This window comes from Sphingobium ummariense RL-3, from assembly GCF_000447205.1.
In the GTDB taxonomy this organism is placed as follows: Bacteria; Pseudomonadota; Alphaproteobacteria; order Sphingomonadales; family Sphingomonadaceae; genus Sphingobium; species Sphingobium ummariense.
Map to the genome: position 1 here is coordinate 1 of NZ_AUWY01000101.1, position 19,110 is coordinate 19,110.

Annotated in this window: 17 protein-coding genes and 3 pseudogenes; 10 read left to right on the plus strand and 10 right to left on the minus strand. The window is 61.8% G+C overall.

The features are described from left to right. Nucleotides 1-62 precede the first annotated feature (62 nt). Nucleotides 63-1,213, plus strand: a protein-coding gene (locus M529_RS38865) for an IS3 family transposase (RefSeq protein WP_152522519.1) whose coding sequence is annotated in 2 segments (ribosomal slippage) — nucleotides 63-315 and nucleotides 315-1,213 — 1,152 coding nt in all. Because the reading frame shifts where the segments join, the coding sequence is not laid out codon by codon here. Between the two features lie 18 nt (nucleotides 1,214-1,231). Here M529_RS38865 and M529_RS0124815 read toward each other — a convergent pair. Next, nucleotides 1,232-1,711, minus strand: coding sequence for a FadR/GntR family transcriptional regulator (locus tag M529_RS0124815; RefSeq protein WP_236617638.1), 480 nt, complete (start codon nucleotides 1,709-1,711; stop codon nucleotides 1,232-1,234). Between the two features lie 73 nt (nucleotides 1,712-1,784). Here M529_RS0124815 and M529_RS48460 point away from each other — a divergent pair. Together M529_RS48460 and M529_RS38870 are read left to right on the plus strand one after the other, a co-directional pair. After that, a pseudogene (locus M529_RS48460) lies at nucleotides 1,785-1,949 on the plus strand (transposase); the annotation flags it as partial. Next, nucleotides 1,942-2,313: pseudogene (locus tag M529_RS38870) on the plus strand (transposase); the annotation flags it as partial. The pseudogenes M529_RS48460 and M529_RS38870, both read left to right, overlap by 8 nt. A gap of 481 nt (nucleotides 2,314-2,794) precedes the next feature. Here M529_RS38870 and M529_RS38875 read toward each other — a convergent pair. The 4 genes from M529_RS38875 to M529_RS38890 all read right to left on the minus strand — a co-directional run bounded on the left by M529_RS38875 (nucleotide 2,795) and on the right by M529_RS38890 (nucleotide 8,735). Then, complete coding sequence (locus tag M529_RS38875; RefSeq protein WP_021318675.1) at nucleotides 2,795-4,291, minus strand: PepSY-associated TM helix domain-containing protein; 1,497 nt, start codon at nucleotides 4,289-4,291, stop codon at nucleotides 2,795-2,797. Then, nucleotides 4,288-4,797, minus strand: coding sequence for a hypothetical protein (locus M529_RS38880; RefSeq protein ID WP_021318676.1), 510 nt, complete (start codon nucleotides 4,795-4,797; stop codon nucleotides 4,288-4,290). Before M529_RS38880 ends, M529_RS38875 begins: the two co-directional genes overlap by 4 nt. Before the next feature lie 65 nt (nucleotides 4,798-4,862). Further along, entirely contained in the window at nucleotides 4,863-7,079 is a 2,217-nt protein-coding gene (locus M529_RS38885) for a TonB-dependent receptor (protein ID WP_236617698.1), read from the minus strand. Between the two features lie 672 nt (nucleotides 7,080-7,751). Further along, nucleotides 7,752-8,735 (minus strand): alpha/beta fold hydrolase, encoded by a 984-nt coding sequence (locus M529_RS38890; RefSeq protein ID WP_051184063.1) that lies wholly within the window; start codon nucleotides 8,733-8,735, stop codon nucleotides 7,752-7,754. Nucleotides 8,736-8,984: 249 nt separating this feature from the next. On the opposite strand from M529_RS38890, the gene M529_RS49315 reads away from it, so the two are divergent. The 3 genes from M529_RS49315 to M529_RS38905 all read left to right on the plus strand — a co-directional run bounded on the left by M529_RS49315 (nucleotide 8,985) and on the right by M529_RS38905 (nucleotide 10,531). Continuing rightward, nucleotides 8,985-9,233: a hypothetical protein gene (locus tag M529_RS49315; RefSeq protein ID WP_152522619.1), complete on the plus strand. Its 249-nt coding sequence runs from the start codon at nucleotides 8,985-8,987 to the stop codon at nucleotides 9,231-9,233. A 25-nt stretch (nucleotides 9,234-9,258) separates the two neighbouring features. Further along, a protein-coding gene (locus M529_RS48470) for an IS5 family transposase (RefSeq protein ID WP_128830903.1) occupies nucleotides 9,259-10,016 on the plus strand; the annotation gives its coding sequence in 2 pieces (ribosomal slippage) (nucleotides 9,259-9,592 and nucleotides 9,592-10,016; 759 coding nt in all). 41 nt (nucleotides 10,017-10,057) lie between these two features. Then, the gene (locus M529_RS38905) at nucleotides 10,058-10,531 is read left to right on the plus strand and encodes an asparagine synthase-related protein (protein WP_152522620.1); all 474 of its coding nucleotides are present in this window, start codon (nucleotides 10,058-10,060) and stop codon (nucleotides 10,529-10,531) included. Between the two features lies 1 nt (nucleotide 10,532). Here the strand turns inward: M529_RS38905 and M529_RS38910 are convergent, their stop codons facing one another. Next, complete coding sequence (locus M529_RS38910; RefSeq protein ID WP_021318680.1) at nucleotides 10,533-10,934, minus strand: type II toxin-antitoxin system VapC family toxin; 402 nt, start codon at nucleotides 10,932-10,934, stop codon at nucleotides 10,533-10,535. Between the two features lie 3 nt (nucleotides 10,935-10,937). Then, on the minus strand, nucleotides 10,938-11,171 hold the full coding sequence (locus M529_RS38915) for an antitoxin (protein ID WP_021318681.1): 234 nt from the start codon (nucleotides 11,169-11,171) through the stop codon (nucleotides 10,938-10,940). Between the two features lie 473 nt (nucleotides 11,172-11,644). Here M529_RS38915 and M529_RS50600 point away from each other — a divergent pair, with 473 nt between their 5' ends. Next, nucleotides 11,645-11,770: a hypothetical protein gene (locus M529_RS50600; protein WP_021318683.1), complete on the plus strand. Its 126-nt coding sequence runs from the start codon at nucleotides 11,645-11,647 to the stop codon at nucleotides 11,768-11,770. A gap of 43 nt (nucleotides 11,771-11,813) precedes the next feature. Beyond that, complete coding sequence (locus M529_RS38925) at nucleotides 11,814-12,200, plus strand: IS5 family transposase (protein ID WP_269078878.1); 387 nt, start codon at nucleotides 11,814-11,816, stop codon at nucleotides 12,198-12,200. A 30-nt stretch (nucleotides 12,201-12,230) separates the two neighbouring features. Here the strand turns inward: M529_RS38925 and M529_RS38930 are convergent. Continuing rightward, nucleotides 12,231-12,656, minus strand: a pseudogene (locus M529_RS38930) (IS5 family transposase); the annotation flags it as partial. A gap of 206 nt (nucleotides 12,657-12,862) precedes the next feature. Continuing rightward, on the minus strand, nucleotides 12,863-13,603 hold the full coding sequence (locus M529_RS38935) for an SDR family NAD(P)-dependent oxidoreductase (protein ID WP_021318686.1): 741 nt from the start codon (nucleotides 13,601-13,603) through the stop codon (nucleotides 12,863-12,865). Between the two features lie 81 nt (nucleotides 13,604-13,684). Here M529_RS38935 and M529_RS38940 point away from each other — a divergent pair, with 81 nt between their 5' ends. Further along, nucleotides 13,685-14,347: a TetR/AcrR family transcriptional regulator gene (locus M529_RS38940; protein ID WP_031295113.1), complete on the plus strand. Its 663-nt coding sequence runs from the start codon at nucleotides 13,685-13,687 to the stop codon at nucleotides 14,345-14,347. A gap of 118 nt (nucleotides 14,348-14,465) precedes the next feature. Next, nucleotides 14,466-16,487, plus strand: coding sequence for a M61 family metallopeptidase (locus M529_RS38945; RefSeq protein WP_201766349.1), 2,022 nt, complete (start codon nucleotides 14,466-14,468; stop codon nucleotides 16,485-16,487). An 89-nt stretch (nucleotides 16,488-16,576) separates the two neighbouring features. On the opposite strand, the gene M529_RS38950 is transcribed toward M529_RS38945, so the two are convergent. After that, nucleotides 16,577-19,030, minus strand: a complete 2,454-nt coding sequence (locus M529_RS38950; protein ID WP_084491194.1) for a S9 family peptidase — start codon at nucleotides 19,028-19,030, stop codon at nucleotides 16,577-16,579. Between the last annotated feature and the right edge of the window lie 80 nt (nucleotides 19,031-19,110).

Here is a 19,110-nt window from a genome sequence, read left to right on the forward strand (position 1 = left end):
TGACGTGAGCCCCTGAAATGTGACCGATTTTAGGTAGAGTCCGACGAAAGGAGTCGGACGGAATGAAGCGCAGCAGGTTCAGCGAAGAGCAGATCATCGCGATCTTGAAGGAGCAGGAGGCTGGCATGGCGACGGCAGATGTGTGCCGGCGTCACGGGATCAGCTCTGCGACGTTCTACAAATGGAAGTCGAAATATGGCGGGCTAGAGGTGTCGGAGGCCCGGCGCCTGCGGACGCTGGAGGAGGAGAACTCCCGGCTGAAGAAGCTACTGGCCGAGGCGATGCTCGACAATGTCGTATTGAAGGATCTGGCGTCAAAAAAATGGTGACGCCCGGCGCGAAGCGGGAAGCGGTCGCCCATGCTCGTGAACATCACGGGCTGAGCGAGCGTCGGGCGTGCAGTCTGGTTGGCGTGAGCCGCAGGGTGATCCGGTATCAACCGACAAGGGTTGATGATGCGCCCTTGCGGGCGCGGTTGCGTGAGCTGGCGGCGGAACGCCGCCGGTTCGGCTACCGTCGCCTGGGCTATCTTCTGGCGCGAGAGGGTATGACGCCCAACCACAAGAAGCTGCGGCGCATCTACCGCGAGGAGAACCTGCGCGTGCGCCGTCGTGGTGGCCGTAAGCGGGCCTTGGGCACGCGAGCGCCGATGCTGTTGCCGGACGGGCCGAACCAGCGCTGGTCGCTGGACTTCGTCTCCGACACGCTGACGTGCAGCCGTCGCTTTCGCATCCTGTGCGTGGTCGATGATTACACGCGGGAATGCCTCGCGCTGGTGGCCGACACGTCGCTGTCGGGCGTGCGGGTCGCGCGGGAGCTGACGCGGCTGATCGGACTGCGCGGCAAGCCGCATACGGTGGTCAGCGACAACGGCACCGAACTGACCTCGTCGGCCATCCTGCGCTGGTCGCAAGAGCGTCGGGTCGAGTGGCATTACATCGCGCCGGGCAAGCCGATGCAGAACGGCTTCGTCGAGAGCTTCAACGGCCGGCTGCGCGACGAGTGCCTCAATGAGACGCTGTTCACCTCACTGGCGCATGCCCGCTTTGTGCTCGACGCTTGGCAGCACGACTACAACCACGTCAGGCCGCACTCGAAACTGGGCGGGAAGACCCCTGCTGAGATCGCCGGCCAACCTGTCTGGGGGCATGCCCCCAGACAGGTTGCCATCACCTCAACCAACCATCATGAAGGAGCGAGACTCTACCTCTGAATGGTAACAATCAGGGGCTCACGTCACCTCGACCGCTCTTTCTTCCGTCGCAAACAGCAGGCTGTCGAGGACGGCGGAGAGATGATTCCGCATGGCCGCCCGCGCCGCCGCAGGGTCGCGGGCGCGCAACGCGGTCAGGACCGCCATATGTTCGTCGACCACTGGCTTGATGTTCGCGCTACGAGCCTTCTCGTGCAGTAAGGATGCTTCGGGCGATGTGCTTCGCAGCATCCACAACCGTTCGACGATCTCTATCAGCGCCGCGTTTCGCGTCGCTCTGGCGAGCGCGATGTGGAATTCGCGATCGGCGCGCTCCGTTCCTGATGGAGCGGTATTTTCTCGCGCGATCTCTTCGATCAGCTGCTCAAGTTCGCGGACTTTTCCGTCAGTAATCTGGGTCGCCGCCAACGCGGCGCATTCGCCCTCGACTAATAATCGCGCTTCGGTCAGCTCGAAAGCAGAGATGTTGAAGCCAGAACGCTCTTCATCACCGGGCAATCTCACCACATAGGGTCAGGACCGATTGATGTGAGAGGCGCGATCTGATTCAGGCTCCGCAAGGAGACTGAATGTGAGCGACCTGTACTGGCTGACCGATGAGCAGATGGCGCGGCTCGAGCCGTATTTCCCGAAGAGTCATGGCAGGCCGCGTGTTGACGATCGGCGGGTGTTGAGCGGGATAATCTTCGTGAACTGCAACGGGCTGCGCTGGCGGGACGCGCCGAAAGATTATGGGCGTCGGCGTGCAGACATCCGCCGCGTTCGCAGCCGCAGTGGATGAAGCGGGCCGCTTCCGACAATCGCGTAATGCCGGCGCCTACTTCGGCCTGGTGCCCAGACGCCACCAATCGGGCGAGCTCGACTGGACAGGCCGAATCACCAAGCAAGGCGACGGGACCGTGCGCAAGCTGCTTTACGAGGCGGCCAACTCGATCCTGACCCGGAGCCGGGAAACCTTTGCATTGAAGACTTGGGCGATGAAGATCGCCAAGCGTCGAGGCCTGAAGAAGGCCCGCGTCGCTCTCGCCCGCCGCCTCGCAGTGATCATGCATGCCATGCTGCGCGACGGCACTTTGTTCCAAGCATATGAGATAGAGTAGAACCTGTTTGCCAGCGGTGAAGCGTCAAGGCTGATCCGAGGGGGGTGTCCCGAGAGGGAACGCAGGGACGAACGATCTGCGAAGGTGGTCAGATGGGCGGAAAAGCCCGCGTCGAGTCAATGCAACGTTCGCCTCCGTGAGACCCGATACAGCACGGCCAGCCTTCGGTCTGGCCAGTGCGGACAAATCCATGAAGCCCTCAAGGGATCACACCGCCGAGCTCTGCAATTACAGATCCTGAGCCTAGCCATTTCTGCGAAACTCGCCGAGACGCCTTGCAGTCCGTTGTATAAGGGGCCCGTCTCTCCGGATAAGGCCCTTCATGAACTGGTGAATTGCCGCAGCCGCGTCGGTTAAGCCATTGCAGATATGGCTGAACGTAGGGCGAGTTCCGACGAGCCGGTTTGACGACATGAGTGTCGGCTATGTTGGCGGAATTGGACGCATGATCGACCACAGCGAGGGGGCAACCTCCACCCAATCAGCCCAATAGCGCCTTTCTTTCGGTCAGCGAAATGCTGCCGGCCAAGGTCGCGAGCATAAAGAGGCCGGTCAGGACAAGACCGCCATCAACGGTCAGGGCAATGCCATCGCCAGTGCCAAAGAGCATGAAGTGCGCAGCCGCCAGCGCGACCAACGACATTCCCGTTGCCAAACGCATCGACCGGCAAATGGTGGTGACCGCAAGGATGGCAGCCATGCCGAGCGTCGCCACGCTTATCGCGCCCCATACCCAGATCGGTATCGTGATCGATGGCGTGAACAATGCGGCGAAAGCAGCCCCGCAAAGGGCAAGGGGCTGACCCCAGACCGTCGCAGCCCAAACGCGCTCCCATCCTGGCGCGGCGCGGCCCTTGTCGCGTCGCCGGGCCAGCCAGATATTGACGCCGCCTGCGGCGAGATAGGTCAGGCCCAGGCCGAGCAGCGCATAGGCGATCTTGATAGGCCCGCCGCCGAACCAGCCGAAGTGCAGCAAGCCCAGCGAACCCAGAATCTGTTGGCCGACATTGTTGTCCGCGGCCTTCTGCTCATAATAGAGCATACCCGCGCGATCGAAGGCGTAGGTATCCGCATTGACGAGGCGCGACGATCCGTCCTCCACTTCGAACATGACCGCAGCGCCCTGTTCTTCGGGATGTTCGATGGCAAGATAGCTTATCCGGCCGTCGGGGGCCTGGCTGGCGATCTCGGTGAATGCCGGGCCCAGGTCGATGGGCGCGGCCGGACGGACGTCTTCCACCGGATGCGGTGGAGTGAACAGAGCGTAGACCTTCGCAGTGTCGCCCTGGAACACCGCGAGGCCGAGCGCGCCGATGATGATCGCGCTCAGTCCGAGCAAGGCGCCCGTCAACGAGACCGTGACGTGGAAAGGCAGCGCCCATACCCCGATGCGATTGTGCAGATCGGCTTCCTGCAGGCGGCGCGCGCCGCCCAGACGAAGATGGAAGGTGTCGCGAAAGATACGCGGATGGGCCAGCAGGCCGGAGATGAGGGAGGAGAGCAGTGCCACCCCCGTCAGCCCGACGATGAAAATGCCCCAGCTTTGCGGCAGATGCAGGTTGATATGCAGACGCGCCAGGAATTCGGTCCATCCCTGTCGCACGGGCAGCAGGCGCCCCTCCGCATCGGCGGCCCAGGTCGTCCGCTGCCCGTCTTCGGTGTCGATCCGCAGCATCGGCCAGGGGCGATCCTCTTGCGGCATCCTGACGAACACATGCTCGACCGGCGCCTGCGCCTGCGCCTGCGCCTGCGCCATGGCGGCGCGGTAGGCGGCCTGCGTGGCGTCGCCGGAGAAGCTCTCCATCCGGGGCAGACCCGGGTTTTCCCAACGCTGGAACTCGTTGAGGAACACCGCGACGGTGCCGGTGAGACACACCAGATAGAGAATGGCGGCGAAGGCGATGCCAAGGCCGCTATGCCCCTTGAGGACGGCCCGCACGAGATCGGGCGACGGGAAGCGGGCGGCTTTCCTGCTCATGCGAATCCTCTCAGCATCGCCGCGCCAAATCCCACCAGCGCAGTTCCGATCAGGACGGCCGTCGCGCGCAGGATGCGGCTGTCGGCCAGAGTCCAGGCCATGGCTCCGCCCCAGGCAACCGGAACGATCAGCCCGCCGATCAGCAGGCGCGTCTGTGCTTCGCCGGGCGCCCAGACGGCATAGCTGATGCCCACGGCCATTGCGGCGATCATGCCGACAGGGCCCGCAAGCGACCAGCGCAAGATCGTTCGCCAAAGGCCGGGTGTTCGCTCGGCCGGTTCCGGCGCCAGCCCGTCGCGCGCCTTTCTCGCTGTCCTGGCCGGCCGCAGCGTGTAGCCCGAGGCAATCAGGACAAGAGCCGAAAGGGGAATCAACGTCGCCGCGAAGAAGAGGCCGCGCGCGCCGTCCACCAGCCATGCCGGCCAGATCAGGGTGGCGGCGATAACCGCCCACCCGGAAGCCCGCCAGCGCGCCTTGTCCGTTCGTTCCCGCCAGGCGCGACGCAACAGCCAAGCCCCTGCCAGACCGCCTGCAAAGATAACCGTTGCGGCGAGGAGAGGCTGAGCTAGGGTCAAAAGCCTGCCTCGATCATTACGCCGATGCTGCGCGGCGTGCCGATGATCGCGAAGTTCGTGAAGTTGTTCACATACTGGTCGTACTTCTCGTCGAACAGATTGTTGGCGAACACCGACAGATTCCAGTGGTCCGCCTCATAGCCGATACGCGTATTGACGATCGTGCGGCCACCGACGCGGCTGTCCGACTGGGGGAGCGAAACGTCGGTATAGACGCCGCTGCGATAGCTTGCGTTGACGTTGGCGTTGAAACCGCCGCCGAAGCGGACATTCGCGCCGCCCGCGAGCGTCCAGCGAGGTGCATAGGGAAATTCGAGACCCGACAGGTCGGTGATCGAACCGACATCGGTGACGAACTCGTCGAATTTCGTGCGCGTGTGGCCAAGGCTGGCATACCAGTCGAACGCCGAGGAGACGCGATGCGCGAGCTCCAGCTCGAACCCGTAGATATGGGATTTGCCGGCGTTCACCGTATGCGTGTCATAGAGCCCGTTGCCGAAATTGACGGTGGCCTGCTGGTCGGTCCAGTCGATGTAGAAGGCGTTGGCATTGACTGTCAGGCGGCCATCGAGCCATGCGGAACGCAGCGACAGCTCGTAGTTCCAGGTGAATTCCGGATCATAGGGAAACAGCTGCGAACGCGCCGTGTTGAAGCCGCTGCCACCGGAGCGATAGCCGCGTTGTGCGACGAAGGCGGTGGAGATGTCGGGCGTCCACGCCATTTCAACGCCGCCCTTGGGCAGGAAGGCATTGAAGGTGCGGGTGCCGACCGGGGCGGAGCCGTTGGCATCCGATACAAAGCCGAGCACGGCGGCGTTCACGGCCTGGATCACCGGCACTAGCGTATCGCCGAAGGCGGTCGGATCGGGCAGAGTACCGACAAAGGTCGCGAGCGCTTCGCCCCCGATCTTGTTGCGCTCATGATCGTAACGAAAGCCGCCCAGAAGGGAGAGACGGTCAGTCAGGCGGTAACGGGCGTCCGCGAAGATCGCCATCGTTTCCACCTTGGTCGGAAAATCCGACGTGTAGTCGACCGGGATGAAAGGCAGGGCACCCGTATAAAGCGTGGCGACCTGTTCCGCCGTCTCTGCGCCTAGGACGTCCGTGAGCAGGCCCGCAATGGTGGGGCCCGGTGTAGGCACCAGCGTGACCTGATGCGAGCGCCGATATTGATCGCGGTTGTAGTAAAACAAGCCGGCAAGCCCGCTTAGGCGATCGCTCTCGTAATTGAGGCGCAACTCCTGCGTGAAGATCTCGGCGCCGCCGGCTATGTCGCTATAGGCCGTACTGGCTGCGGATGAATCGCCGTCATATTTCCGCGTGAAATCGGTATCCGTCCACGTGGTAAGCGCATTGAGCGAAAGGCCGCCGCCCAGATCGTAGCGCAGGTCGAGCGTCGCCTGATCATTATCGACATCGCTGCTGTTGGGGTAATCCGACGGGTTGGTGCGGTTGTCGAAATAATCTCCGACCGACCGGTCGACATAAGTGAAGAGATAGCCGCCCTTTGTCTCGAAATGATGGTAGCCGAGGTGCGCTTCGAAGCCCGGCAAGGCGGACGGCGTCCACAACAACTTGCCGCGAATGGACGTCGAATCCACGCCGCTTTCCGGCTCGTCACGGGTGATGTTACGGATATAGCCATCCGAATCCCGCTTCTCGGCCGAGACGCGGAAGGCCAGTTCGCCGGGCACCAGCGGCCCGCCGCCGGCCAGGGCAAATTGCGTTGTGTCGAAGGAAGAAACGAGCGCGCGCCCCTTCAAGCTCCAGTCGAATGTCGGGTCCTGCGTGCGGATATGGACCGCTCCTGCCAGCGCATTGAGTCCCTGGATCGTCGATTGAGGCCCGCGGAATATCTCCACCTGCGCGACATCCCACATATCGGTCGGACCGTTCGACAGAATGTCCTGAGGCAGGGGCGCGCCGTCCACGAAGACAGTCGCCGTCGCCCCGTCGCCACCGCCCGACACGCCGCGCTGGTCGATGCCGCGAATGGAGAACCCGGAAGCGCCATAGGTTTCTGAGACATTCGCGGTTCGATTGTAGATGTCCTGGACCGTCAGAATATTCTCCTCGTCCAGCCGCTCTTTCGTCGTCACGCCCACCGAAGCGGTGGTCTCCTGCAGGCTGCGGGTCGCCTTCTCGCCGGTAACGATAATCTCGTTCTGCTCGCCCTGCGGCACCGTTTCCTCGGCGAATGCAGCTGATGGCATTGCCAGAAGGGCGAGAGGCGGTAGCGGAAGCAGCAGTCGGATTTTCATGATTCCCCCATTTGATTGAGGGCCACCTATGAAATATGATATTGCGAGTCAATCGCATTGAATGATTATACTTGCTCGGGGCGGGGTCGCCGTATCCGCCAGTGGACAGGAGCGCATGGCGCCCGGCGTCAGGTCTTCACTGCTTCGGTACGGCGGTTGATGGGGCAGAGCCAGCATTCTCCTGTACGTCTCGAGAGGAGGTTGTCGCGCTACGCTCACCGTCAGGGAGTTTGGCAATTTGGCGGAAACGAGATGCTGGCACTTCCTGCTGGAGGGCAATCTCGAAAATCCCTGCTTTCGCGATCAATCTATCAGAAACTGCACGCCTGTGGCCCACCCGCTTACCTTTGCTGGCGAGTGCCTGAATGTAAGACAGCTTTCCACAACCTAATCCGAAGGTGGGAATGACGGCTATGTCGGCGATTGCTGGCGCGATCATCGGCTTGGATCGGCGGCTTCGCGCCTCATTCCGGATGTTTGCAGGTGGCCGTCGTGATCCCGGAACTGCCTCTCACCTGATGGTGAGCAGATGGTCACTGTTGAATGACGCCGGGTCGGTGGGAGAACGGCTATTTGAGTTCCCAATATTTTCTCGTTAACGCGTCAACAAGAGGCGATGATTTCCTATCGAAACTCATCCGAGTGCCTGGCCATGAAATCGAGGATCAGACCCGCAATCTCGTCGGTCTTCTCGTCGAGCGCAAAATGGCCCGCGTCGAGCAGGTGAACTTCCGCGTTCGGCACGTCTTTCTTGAACGCCGCGCCTCCCGCCGCGATGAAGGACGGGTCATTGGATCCCCACACAACCAGAGTCGGCGGCTGATGCTCGCGGAGCCAGGCCTGCCATTGCGGGTAGGCCGCGACATTGGTCCGATAGTCGTAGAGCAACGCCGACTGGATCGCGCCTTGGCCGGGTTTTGCAAGGTGCGCAAACTCGTTCAACCAGGCTTCCGGATTGTAGCGCTCGGGATGCTTCGTGCCCGCTGTATGACGCTGCATCGTGGTCTCGAAAGACAAGAAGGTGTCAACAATTTCCGGATGGCCTTTCGGATCAGCCCAGAATTCAGCAATGCCGGGCCACTTCGGGCCCAAGCCTTCTTCATAAGCGTTGCCGTTCTGGGTTATTAACGCCTCCAATCTCTCTGGACGCGCCAGTATCATCCGGAAGCCTACCGGAGCGCCGTAATCGTGAATGTACAGGCTGTAACGCTCGATCTTGAGACGTACCAACAGATCATCCATCACCTTCGCGAGATGATCGAACGTGTAGGGAAAGGCGGGCGGATCAGGTGCGTCGCTTTGTCCGAAGCCCGGGTAATCCGGCGCAATGACGTGGTATCGAGTGGCCAGCAGCGGGATCAGCGCTTCGTACTGGCGAGACGACGTCGGAAAACCATGCAGCAGGACGATTGTCGGCACATCTTTCGGTCCTGCCTCGCGGTAGAAAACCTCGACGCCGTCGATCTGCATCCTGTGATAGGTCGTAGTCGAATTGGAAGACGCCTGTGGAGCGGCCCAAACTGTTGCTGGGAATATGGCGAATAGTGCAGCGGCTGCCGTCACGCTGATCAGCCAGCCCTTTCCCCGCAGGAGCAGATGATAAATCATGAGAAAATCCTCGCTCGCGCCAATGTCGATCTTTCCCCTACTAGCGATTCCGGGGAGCCTTCGGTGGAGCTGGGCACGAAGAAAATGCAGAAACGGGGTCATGGCTGGGTGTTCGTCAGGAGAACCTTGTCGGTTACATCAATGACACTGCGGGGTCCGTATTCGCGCAGAAGTTGCCGGGCAGTCGCGTTCTGAACGCGGGGCGTTTCGGGCCCCGACCGGACCCAGCGGAGGAGAAAACCCTCGAGAATGCGTTCGATCGATCGCGTGCAAGTACCCTTTCAGAACGCGGATACCATGATGCAGCCGGACGACAATGGAACGACGCCGGGTGTATCGGCGGCGCTTGGCGAGTGGCGTGAAGCGGTTCTCATTGGAATCGCGATGCCGGGAGTGTTGGCACTCGGCTCACGGTCTTTGTTGGCGAAAGTCGGCGGCTTCGGCACGTATGGAACAGCTCTAGGCTCAGGACCCAATGATTGGCTGAGAGCGATGTGATTCAGGCTCCGCGAGGAGACTGAGCATGAGCGACCTGTATTGGCTGACGGACGAGCAGATGGCGCGTTTGTCGCCGTATTTTCCCAAGAGTCACGGCAAGCCTCGGGTTGATGACCGGCGGGTGCTGAGCGGGATCATCTTCGTCAATCGCAACGGGCTGCGCTGGCGAGACGCGCCCAGGGAATACGGTCCGCACAAGACGCTCTACAACCGATGGAAACGGTGGGGCGAGATGGGCGTGTTTGGCCGGATGATGGAGGGTCTGTCCGCCCAGAAAGCCGAACCGCAGACCCTCATGATCGATGCGACCTATCTCAAGGCCCACCGCACGGCTTCCAGCCTTGGGGTAAAAAAGGGGATCTCGGCCGCCTGATCGGACGGACCAAGGGCGGCATGAACACCAAGCTTCACGCCGTCACCGATGCCAACGGCCGCCCCTTGAGCTTCTTCATCACGGCCGGCCAGATCAGCGATTACACCGGCGCGGCAGCCCTGCTCGATGATCTGCCCAAGGCGCAGTGGATGCTGGCTGACCGGGGCTATGACGCCGAATGGTTCAGGGACGCGCTCGAGCAAAAGGGCATCACGCCCTGCATCCCGGGCCGGAAATCCCGTTCCTTTCCAGTGAAATACGACAAGCGCCGATACAAACGCCGCAGCCGCATCGAGATCATGTTCGGCCGCCTGAAAGACTGGCGCCGTGTGGCAACCCGCTACGACCGCTGCCCAACCGTCTTCTTCTCCGCCATCGCCCTCGCAGCTACCGTGCTCTTCTGGCTGTGATCAACGAGTCCTGAGCCTAGTTTGATTGCCCAGCAAGCGCCTTGCCTGGCAAGGCGTTTCATATCGGCATGATTGCCCGCATGCAGGAGCATATGGAAACGCCATTCCAGAGCGATGGCCCATCGATGATCACGCCGCTGATGGCGCAGCCCGTGCTGGAGGCCTGCCTCGCTATCCCAAGCTGGAAATGGATATCGGTCGGCAGAAACAGGGCAGTCATCCGCGATGCATTTGGAGAACGGTTGCCACAGAAGATCATCGACCGGAAGGGAAAGCCAGGCCCGGAGAGCTTCTCGTTCCAGCTTCTGAAGGCGCGCGAGCAGGAGCTGAGAGAAATTCTCCTCGACGGCCTGCTGGCTTCTCATGGGATCATAGACTGGGACAAGATTGAAGCCGCGTTCCACGCACTCGCGACACAGGACGGTATGCAAGGACGGAGGTTGCTCCAACTCGCCGACGCCGAAGCCTGGTGCCGACATTGGTCAGGTCGGAAGATGGCCCGGCATGATGTATGATTCAGGCGGTTCGCAGCCAATTGGCGATGACGAGGCCATCGACCCGCTCGAATTCGCGAACATTATCGGTGACGAGCGTCGCCCTGATGGTGAGGGCGTGCGCCGCAATCAACATGTCGTTCGCGCCGATCGGCGTACCGCGCCGCTCAAGATCGGCCCTCAGCCGCCCATAATGCGCATTGGCATCGTCGCCGAGCGGCAATATGGGGAGCAGCTCCAATATGGCCTCCAGCTGTGCGGTCAGCCGGGGGAATCCCCGTCGCTCGGCGCCATAACGCAGCTCGCTCGCGACGATGATGCTGGTCGCGATATTGTTCTCGCCGACCTCGGCGATGTGCGCCGCAATCACGCCTTGAGGATGCCGGATGAGGTCCGACAGGATATTCGTGTCGAGAAGGAACATCGATCAGAAGGCAACGGGATCGGCGGGAAGATCATCGATAGGACCGAAATCATCGTCGATCGGCTGCAATGTCTTCAGCCTTGCCAGCAGCGAGGGCGTCGGCGCTGGCTCGATGATGATTCGCGAGCCCTCCTTGCGCATGATGGCGTCCTCTCCTGGAAGCTCAAACTCACGAGGGATGCGCACGGCCTGGCTGCGACCGTTCTTGAACAGTTTGACGTGGCGCTCGATATTCATGGCCGCTCCTTGGCATAGGCCTTAGCATATGCCGACCAGCCTCGCTACGAAAACCGCAGCCTCGGCGCCGATCCTGTAACGCCGTCATGATGTCCGTCATCGAATTGAAGGCCGGACGATTCCGCTGTTGCCTTAGCCGGCCCCCATCTGCCGGTTCGATCCCTCATTCCTTCCCATCTCTTGCGCCATTCGTCGTCGGTCGGAGCGATTCCCCGGAGCCAGAAATCGAACCAGGCGATGTTCCGATCATAGATCGAGAGCCGGTGAGCCGGCTGCCATTTGATGTGAAACTCGTCGGGATAAAGATAGGCATCTACGGGCTGGCGATAGAAGTGCAGCGCGCGAATCTATTCCAGCGCATAGAGATATGCGTCATCCGCAAGATTGAGGAGTAGGGGGACGTTGATTCTTGCCGCATTTCTCGAAACGGACATGGAACGCCAGAAATCCGTGTCGTCCTGCGACAGGAGGGGATGACCCGGTGGTGCCATGCCGGTGTATGGGAGCGGGTGTTCGACACGCTGACCGCCGACAGCGACAACCAGTATCTGATGATCGACAGCACCACCGTCCGCGCCCATCAACAGGCGGCGACCTGAAAGGGGAGGCAAGGACCAGGCGCTGGGGCGTTCCTGAGGTGGACTGACGACCAAGATCCACATGCTGGCGAACATGTTTGGCCGACCATTACGCTTTCGCATCACACCGGGGCAGGCCAGCGACGTCACTGCCGCTCCCGATCTTCTGGAAGGCCAGAAGGCCGTGGCCATACTCGCTGACAAAACCTATGACAGCAATGACTTACGGGGACGGATCGCCGCCATGAAGGCCGACGCGGTCATCCCGTCAAAGCGCAATCGCAAGGCTTTCATTCCGCACGACACCGCCATCTACAAGCACCGTAACCGGATCGAGCGATGCTTTGGCTGCCTCAAGCATTTCCGTCGCTTCGCTACACGCTACGATCGCCGCACCGCCCACTTCAACGGCTTCGTTCACCTCGCCGCAGCTATGATCTGGCTGCGGTGAATGTCGATCCGGCCTAAGGTCTGTGGGGATTCATCGTGAATTGATGACGGCGGCGGCGAGGTAGATCATGGCCTCGAAGCTCCGATCGGTTTTGCAGGCGCGCATTGCGATGCGTTTGAATTCCTTGAGTTTACAGAAGAAGTTTTCAATCAGGTGGCGCCATTTGTACATCTCGACATCCAGCGGGATGGGTTTGGCGCGGCGTGGATGCTGCGAAATGACGACTTTGGCTCCACGCTCGTTGAGGTCTGCGACGATTTTGTTTCTGTCGAAGGCCTTGTCGGCGAGCAGAGCGCCGAACTTGATGCCGTCGATGAGCGGGGGGACGCCGACAGTATCGAAGCGGTGGCCGGGCATCAGACGGAAGCGCACGAGGTTGCCCAAAGCATCGGTGAGCGCCAGTATCTTGGTCGTCATCCCGCCTTTGGAGCGGCCAATGGCCTGGCTCTGAGTCCCCCTTTATGGATGGCCCGCCCCTTATTGAGGCCCGGTTGTTCCTCCCGCTTCGCCCCGGATCAGTTACCTTGCCCAGACAGTGCGGTTCCATCTTCGCCCACTGGGCCTCGGTCAGTACAAAGCGTTCCATCCAGAGCGTGAATCACATCTCCAGCAAAATGGGAATCCTAAATCCCCACAGGCCTTAGACCAGCCGTTTGAGTTACCTAGGCGTTAAACCCTGCATCTGCGGCGAGAATGGAACCGGTGATGATGCTCGCAGCAGGGCTCGCCAGGAACACGACAGCGTTTGCAACTTCCCGCGGTTCAGCGAAGCGTCCGAGCGACGTCAGGCTCCGCTGGTAGTCAGCACTTTCTCCGTCCGCCGGATTCATCTCGGTGTCGGTGGAGCCAGGCAGCACCAGGTTTACCGTGATGCCCCGAGGGCCGAGTTCACGCGACAGGCCGCGGGTGAAGGATGTCATAGCGGACTTGGACATCGCGTACGCGGTGACACCCGCAAAGGGCACGCGATCCGCGAGGCTCGAGCCGAGCGAAATGATGCGTCCTCCTGACGACAGATGGGGTATCACGGCCTGCGCGAACAGGAGCGGCGCGCGCACGTTAACGGCCATCAGCGCGTCGTAGTCCTCCAGCTTCGTATCTACGATAGCACCCGCAATGCCAATCGCTGCGCTGTTCACGAGAATGTCGAGGCCGCCGAGCCCCGCTACAGCCTCATTAACGGAGCGCTTGATCGCCTCCGGATCCGCGCTATCGGCCTGAATGGCGACAGCTCGACGTCCGAGCTCATCGATCGAACGCGCTACATCATTCGCACGCTCGGCCGAGCGGTTGTAGGTGAAGGCGACGTCGGCGCCATTCTCCGCCAGGACGAGGGCGATCGCCGCCCCAATGCCGCGCGACCCGCCAGTCACGAGCGCCCGTTTCCCACTGAGATCAATCATCGTTCATCCTTTATGTAGTGATCGCTGCACAAATGGCTATGATGGTTGCAGTAGGCCGTCAACCGATTTATACAGTGATCGATGCGGAAATCGGAACAAGCCTCATCGGATTGTGCGCCCGCGCCGACGCGCAGCCGAGGGCGGCCGCGCGCCTTCGACCGCGACGCCGCTCTGAACGTGGCGATGCGCTTATTCTGGACGCGCGGATATGAGGCGACATCCATTGCCGACCTAACCGATGCGCTCGGCATAGGATCGACGAGCCTCTACGCCGCGTTCGGGTCGAAGGATGAGCTTTATGCCGAGGCGCTCGCGTTATACTGCACGAGCTTCGAACATCTCGTCTTCGGCAAGTTTCGTCACTGCACCACCGCGAGAGCTGCTGCGGCTGCATTTCTGAAGGACTCGGCTGCCGCCATGACTGGTTCCGATTGCGACCTTCCGCACGGTTGCATGGCGACGCTCGCCTTTGTTGGAAGTGAAGGTCACGCAGAACTGGACGAGATTTTGCGTTCGACCCGGGCGAGTGGGTTTGACATCCTCAAGCGACGGTTTGACGAAGCCGTTGCGGACGGTGATCTTAGTGCGTCGGTGGACACCGACAAACTGTCGAGTTTTGTTCAGACCGTACAGAGTGGGATGGCGATACGCGCGCGCGACGGTGCGTCCCGAGCGGAACTGGAAGCTGTCGCGGGAATGGCAATGGTGGGCTGGGACGGCTTCGTTGAACAAACCGGTGGATGAACTTGTAGGTCATACGATCAGGGTGGCGCCCATCGTTGAGGGTGACGGAGTTCAGCCGGGAGCCCTGCATCCGAATGACACCTGGCGAGAAGAGTGTGGACGTCCACCGTCCATTGGCTTGCTCGATACCGGCACGGAAGCGAGTGGTACAGGCTTGCCGCGCCGGCACCGCAGCGTTGATCCCGGCGATATTCAGCACCTGGCCAGAGAGTTTGCGTCCTTTACCGGGCCGATCTCGCTCGGGCGATTCTTGGGAGCAGCTCTGATATCTGCTCTTTGCGGTTTGCCGGCTGGAGCCCAGTCGGTGAGCGGACCCAGTTATACGGAAGCTGCACTTGCCGTCCCCCGACCGGTAGATCGAGCCTTTGAAGGCGTAATCGACCTGCACGTCGACGCCACCGATGTGCGGCATCGCATCTTTTCGGTACGGCAGCGGCTTCCAGTCGATGGCGGCAGCGCTGTGACGCTCCTCTATCCCCGATGGGAACCCGCCAGCCATGGGCCAAGCCTCACCGTCACCGATCTCGCGGGTCTCGTCATCGAGGCAGGGGGGCGGCGCATCCCGTGGCGCCGTGATCCTTACGAGCCGCATGCCTTTCATCTGAACGTGCCACCGGGAACGAGCACGATCGACGTACGCTTCCAGATGGTCGCCGGCGGTGATCTGCTGACACCGGACGTTGTGTCTGTGCCATGGCAGCGTCTCACCCTTTATCCTGCCGGCTGGTATGCCCGGAACATCCCGGTGGCGGCCACGCTGACGCTGCCCGAGAGCCTGCACCCGTTTACCGCGCTGACGGTCGAGGGCTTGGAGGGGGCGACCGCGCGATTTCAGACGACGACGCTGGAAACGCTGCTCGACGCGCCCGTGCTCGCCGGTCGCTACGCGGCGCAAGTGCCGCTTACCGCGCCCGGCCCCGGGGCCGTATCCCTCGATCTCGTCGCGCAGCGGCCCGACGACGTTGCGGTCCCGGCGGCGCGGATCGCCGAGCTGCGCAGCCTGATCGAGCAAATGCGGGCCGTCTTCGGGCCCACGCCTTTTGCGCGCTACGATGTTCTCGTGCGGCTGGACGACGATGGCTCGTCCGGCGGAACGGAGCATCGGACATCGAGCGAAAACGCGCTGGCATCCTCGCTCTTTCACGACTGGCAAAACCAGATCCTCTCGCGCGACCTGATCGCCCACGAGATCGTCCATGCCTGGAACGGCTTCCATAGAACGCCCGCCGATCTCTGGGCACCGACGCCTAACGTCCCCGTCGCGGGCAGCCTGCTGTGGATGTACGAAGGGCAGACCGAGTTCTGGGGGCGGGTGCTGGCCACGCGGGCCGGCCAGTTCACGCCGGCCGAGGTGCGTGATCGCCTTGCGATGGACGCAGCCGAGGTCGCCATTCGACCCGGCCGAGCGTGGCGTTCCTTGTCCGACGATGTCAATTATCCGTCCTTCATGCTTCGCCAGGCCGTGCCCTGGCGCGACTGGCAGCGACGGCGGGATTATTATTCGGAAGGCGTTATGCTGTGGCTGGCGGTCGATGCCGAACTGCGTGAACGCAGCAAGGGCCGGCACAGTATCGATGATTTCGCGCGAATCTTCTTTGCTGGTGCCGCTCCCAACGCGCCAACCCGCACTTATAGGTTTGCAGATATCTGTGAGGCGCTCGATCAGGTTGCGCCTGCGGACTGGCAAGGATTTCTGCGGACCTGGATCGAGGGACATGACGAGCTGGACACGACCAGTGGACTGACGCGCCATGGCTGGCGGCTGATCTTCACCGCAGTCCCCACCGCCGCCTTCCGGGCGGGCGAGGAAGAAGCGGGCGTTGCGGATCTTAGCTATTCGATCGGCCTGACGGTGCGCGCCGACGGCACGGTTCGGGCGGTGGCATGGGATGGTCCTGCATATCAGGCCGGGCTGCGGCCGGGCATTCGGATCATCGCGGTCAACGCTGCGCCCTACGGCCGAGATGCCTTGCTGGATGCGGTTCGCGCCTCCGCGAACCGTCCCGTCGTCCTGACCATCGAACGGGATGGTCATCGATCGGATGTCCCGATCCGTTATGTCGGCACGCTTCGCTATCCGCGGCTTGAACGGATCACGGATCGGCCGGACACGCTCGCGGCACTGCTAAGCGCTCGCTGAATCGCGCCATTGGCTGACTTGCCCCCCCGGCGGACGAACCCTCCCGGTCTATCACCACTGGCGATGCGCTTGCTTGATACCGGCCCACCTCACTCGGGACCGCCCAGATGCTCAGCGAAATATCGTATCGTCCGCATCACGCCATATGGCTCGCGGCCCCCGAAGTGGGTGGAGTCAGGCATGATCAACGTGTCGTAGACCTTTCCTGCCCGATTGAACGCTGCAATGAGCTGCATGAGGTTCTGAAACGGCACGTTCTCGTCCGCTCCTGCCCCGATCAGCAGCAGATTGCCTTTGAGACGTTCCGCCAGGCTGCCGCTGAAAAGCCGTTGATAATAATCTTTCGTCCTTTGATCGGTGGGGATGCCGAACTTGCGCTCGGTGTTGAAGTCCATACTCGAGTCGAACAGATTGCCCGTGCTCTCGCCGGATACGACGACCTTGAAGAAATCAGGGTAGAGCAGCGTCGCACGGAGGCTGCCAAATCCGCCAAAAGAATGCCCGGTCGTACCCACCCGGCCGAGGTCCAAATAGGGGCGGGTCGCAGCCATGTTGCGGATCGCGGCAACGTGATCGGCCGCGCCCATCGGATCGTCCGTTTCATCGAACGTCTCGCGAAACGCCTTGGAGCGGAACCCCATGCCCCGCGCATCGAAGCCTACTACGATAGCGCCGGCTTCCGCGAACGCGTGGGCGTTCAGCATGGTAGAGTTGAGAAAGACATCCCGGAATGTCGTCGGCGTGAACTTGGAGCCGGGATTTGGGTAGGTGATATCGATGATCGGGTATTTTTTGGCTGGGTCAAAGTTGATCGGCTTGACCATCAGGCCGTACAGATCGGTCTTCCCGTCCGCCGCCTTGACGACGAACTGTTCAGGCGGGCGCCATCCGGTCGCGGCGAGCGCAGTGATGTCCGCGCTGAGCACGTCAGCGATGGCCGTTCCGTCGATCCGGCGCAGCACCACCTTGTCCGGCTGGGCCGACGTGGAGAAGCTGTCGATGATGTATCGGCCGCTGGGCGAGATGCTCCCGCTCGAGGCGACAATCGGGGCGATCGGATTGATGAAATCGTGGTCGGCATTGTCCGGCGTCAGCAAACGCGGCTCGCCACCGTCGAGACTGACGCTGTAGAGATGGCGATAATAAGGGTTACGCCCCGCCTCACGCCCGGCCGCCGCGAAATAGGCCGTACGCGTCGTCTCATCGACCCCGATGAGATCCGTTACAACCCACGCGCCTCGGGTCAGATGGCGTTTTACCCGCCCCGTTCTACCATCGTACAAGTAGAGATGGCCCCAGCCGTCGCGTTCGGAATACCAGATTGCCTCCCTCCCGGACGACAGAACGTTTATATTCGCGCCGTTGAATGAATTGGCGTTGGTGGGAATAAATGCCTGCGATGTCTCGGTGATCACGTCCGTGACTTTTCCGTCGGCAAGCGTGATCCGGGACAGCCGCGCTTCGCGACCGCCGCGCTTCGTTCCCAGATACCAGACCTCGGTCCCCGACCACCAGACCGTGCCCGTCAGGTAAATTGAAACCACCGCGCCATCGGCCAGCGTTTGAGGATCAATCGCGGCTGGCGTGACAGTGCCCGCTGCCATGTCGATGATGTCCAACGTCGCATCGGGATAGCGCTCGTCGGACGCGAGCGGGAGGCGTCCGGTGTGGATGATGGGCCGACCGCCCTCTGGCGGAAGATATTCGGTGACGAGGTGGCGTTCGGGTATGTTCCGAAGATCATGCCGTGCCGCCAGGACATATCGTCCATCGGGCGACCAGAATGCACCATTGAGTGGTTCGGGCAGACCGGACCGCCGCCGCACGACCCGCGTGAAATCAGTCTGGAGATCCTGCCCGCCATAAGCGAACCCCTCGACCCCTCCCGTGGTCAGTTGCCGCTCGGCACCGCTGTCGACCTCCCTGAGCCAGAGATTGTGGTCGCGAATGAACAGGGCGCGCTTGCGGTCCGGTGAAAAGACGAGATCGGCGCCGGGAATCGGCGTGGCGCCGCATGACGTCACCGGAAGATCGCAGCGATAAGTCTGCGTCGGCACATCACAACCGCCCACCCCCTGCGGCCAGCGACACTCGGCACCCGGCTTGGCGACGTTCACCAGGATCGAGCGACCATCGCCTGGCACGGCAATGCTGACGATCCTCGGCACTCCCTGAGCGCCTGCGGTGTTAAGGGCCGCGTTCATCGCCAGAGGATCGAATAGTTGCTCCTGCCGCCCCGTCGCGGCATCGACGACGATGAAGCCCTGCTCGCCATTATCCAGTACCTTGCGGAACCAGAACCGGTCCGTTTTGCCGATCCAGCGAAAGGTCACACCGCTGTTGCGCACCTTGGCGAACAGCTTCGCGCTGGCGAACTGCTGGGCATGGGCGACCCGCGCATCCAGATCGGCCTGCGACTGATCCCGCTGAGCAGCGGCGCTGGTCGCGGTGAGCATGGCGCTGGCGAGCAAGATAACACGGTACGGGCGCGATGCCGTGCTCCTCGCCTGTTTACGTTTCCGTCCGGTCAGCTCAATCATCATGCCCCCCTGAAGGTGTCGATTGTGCGAGGTGTATGGTCGTCAGACATGCAATCTTGGCCGGCCCGTGTTGGAGAGCCGGT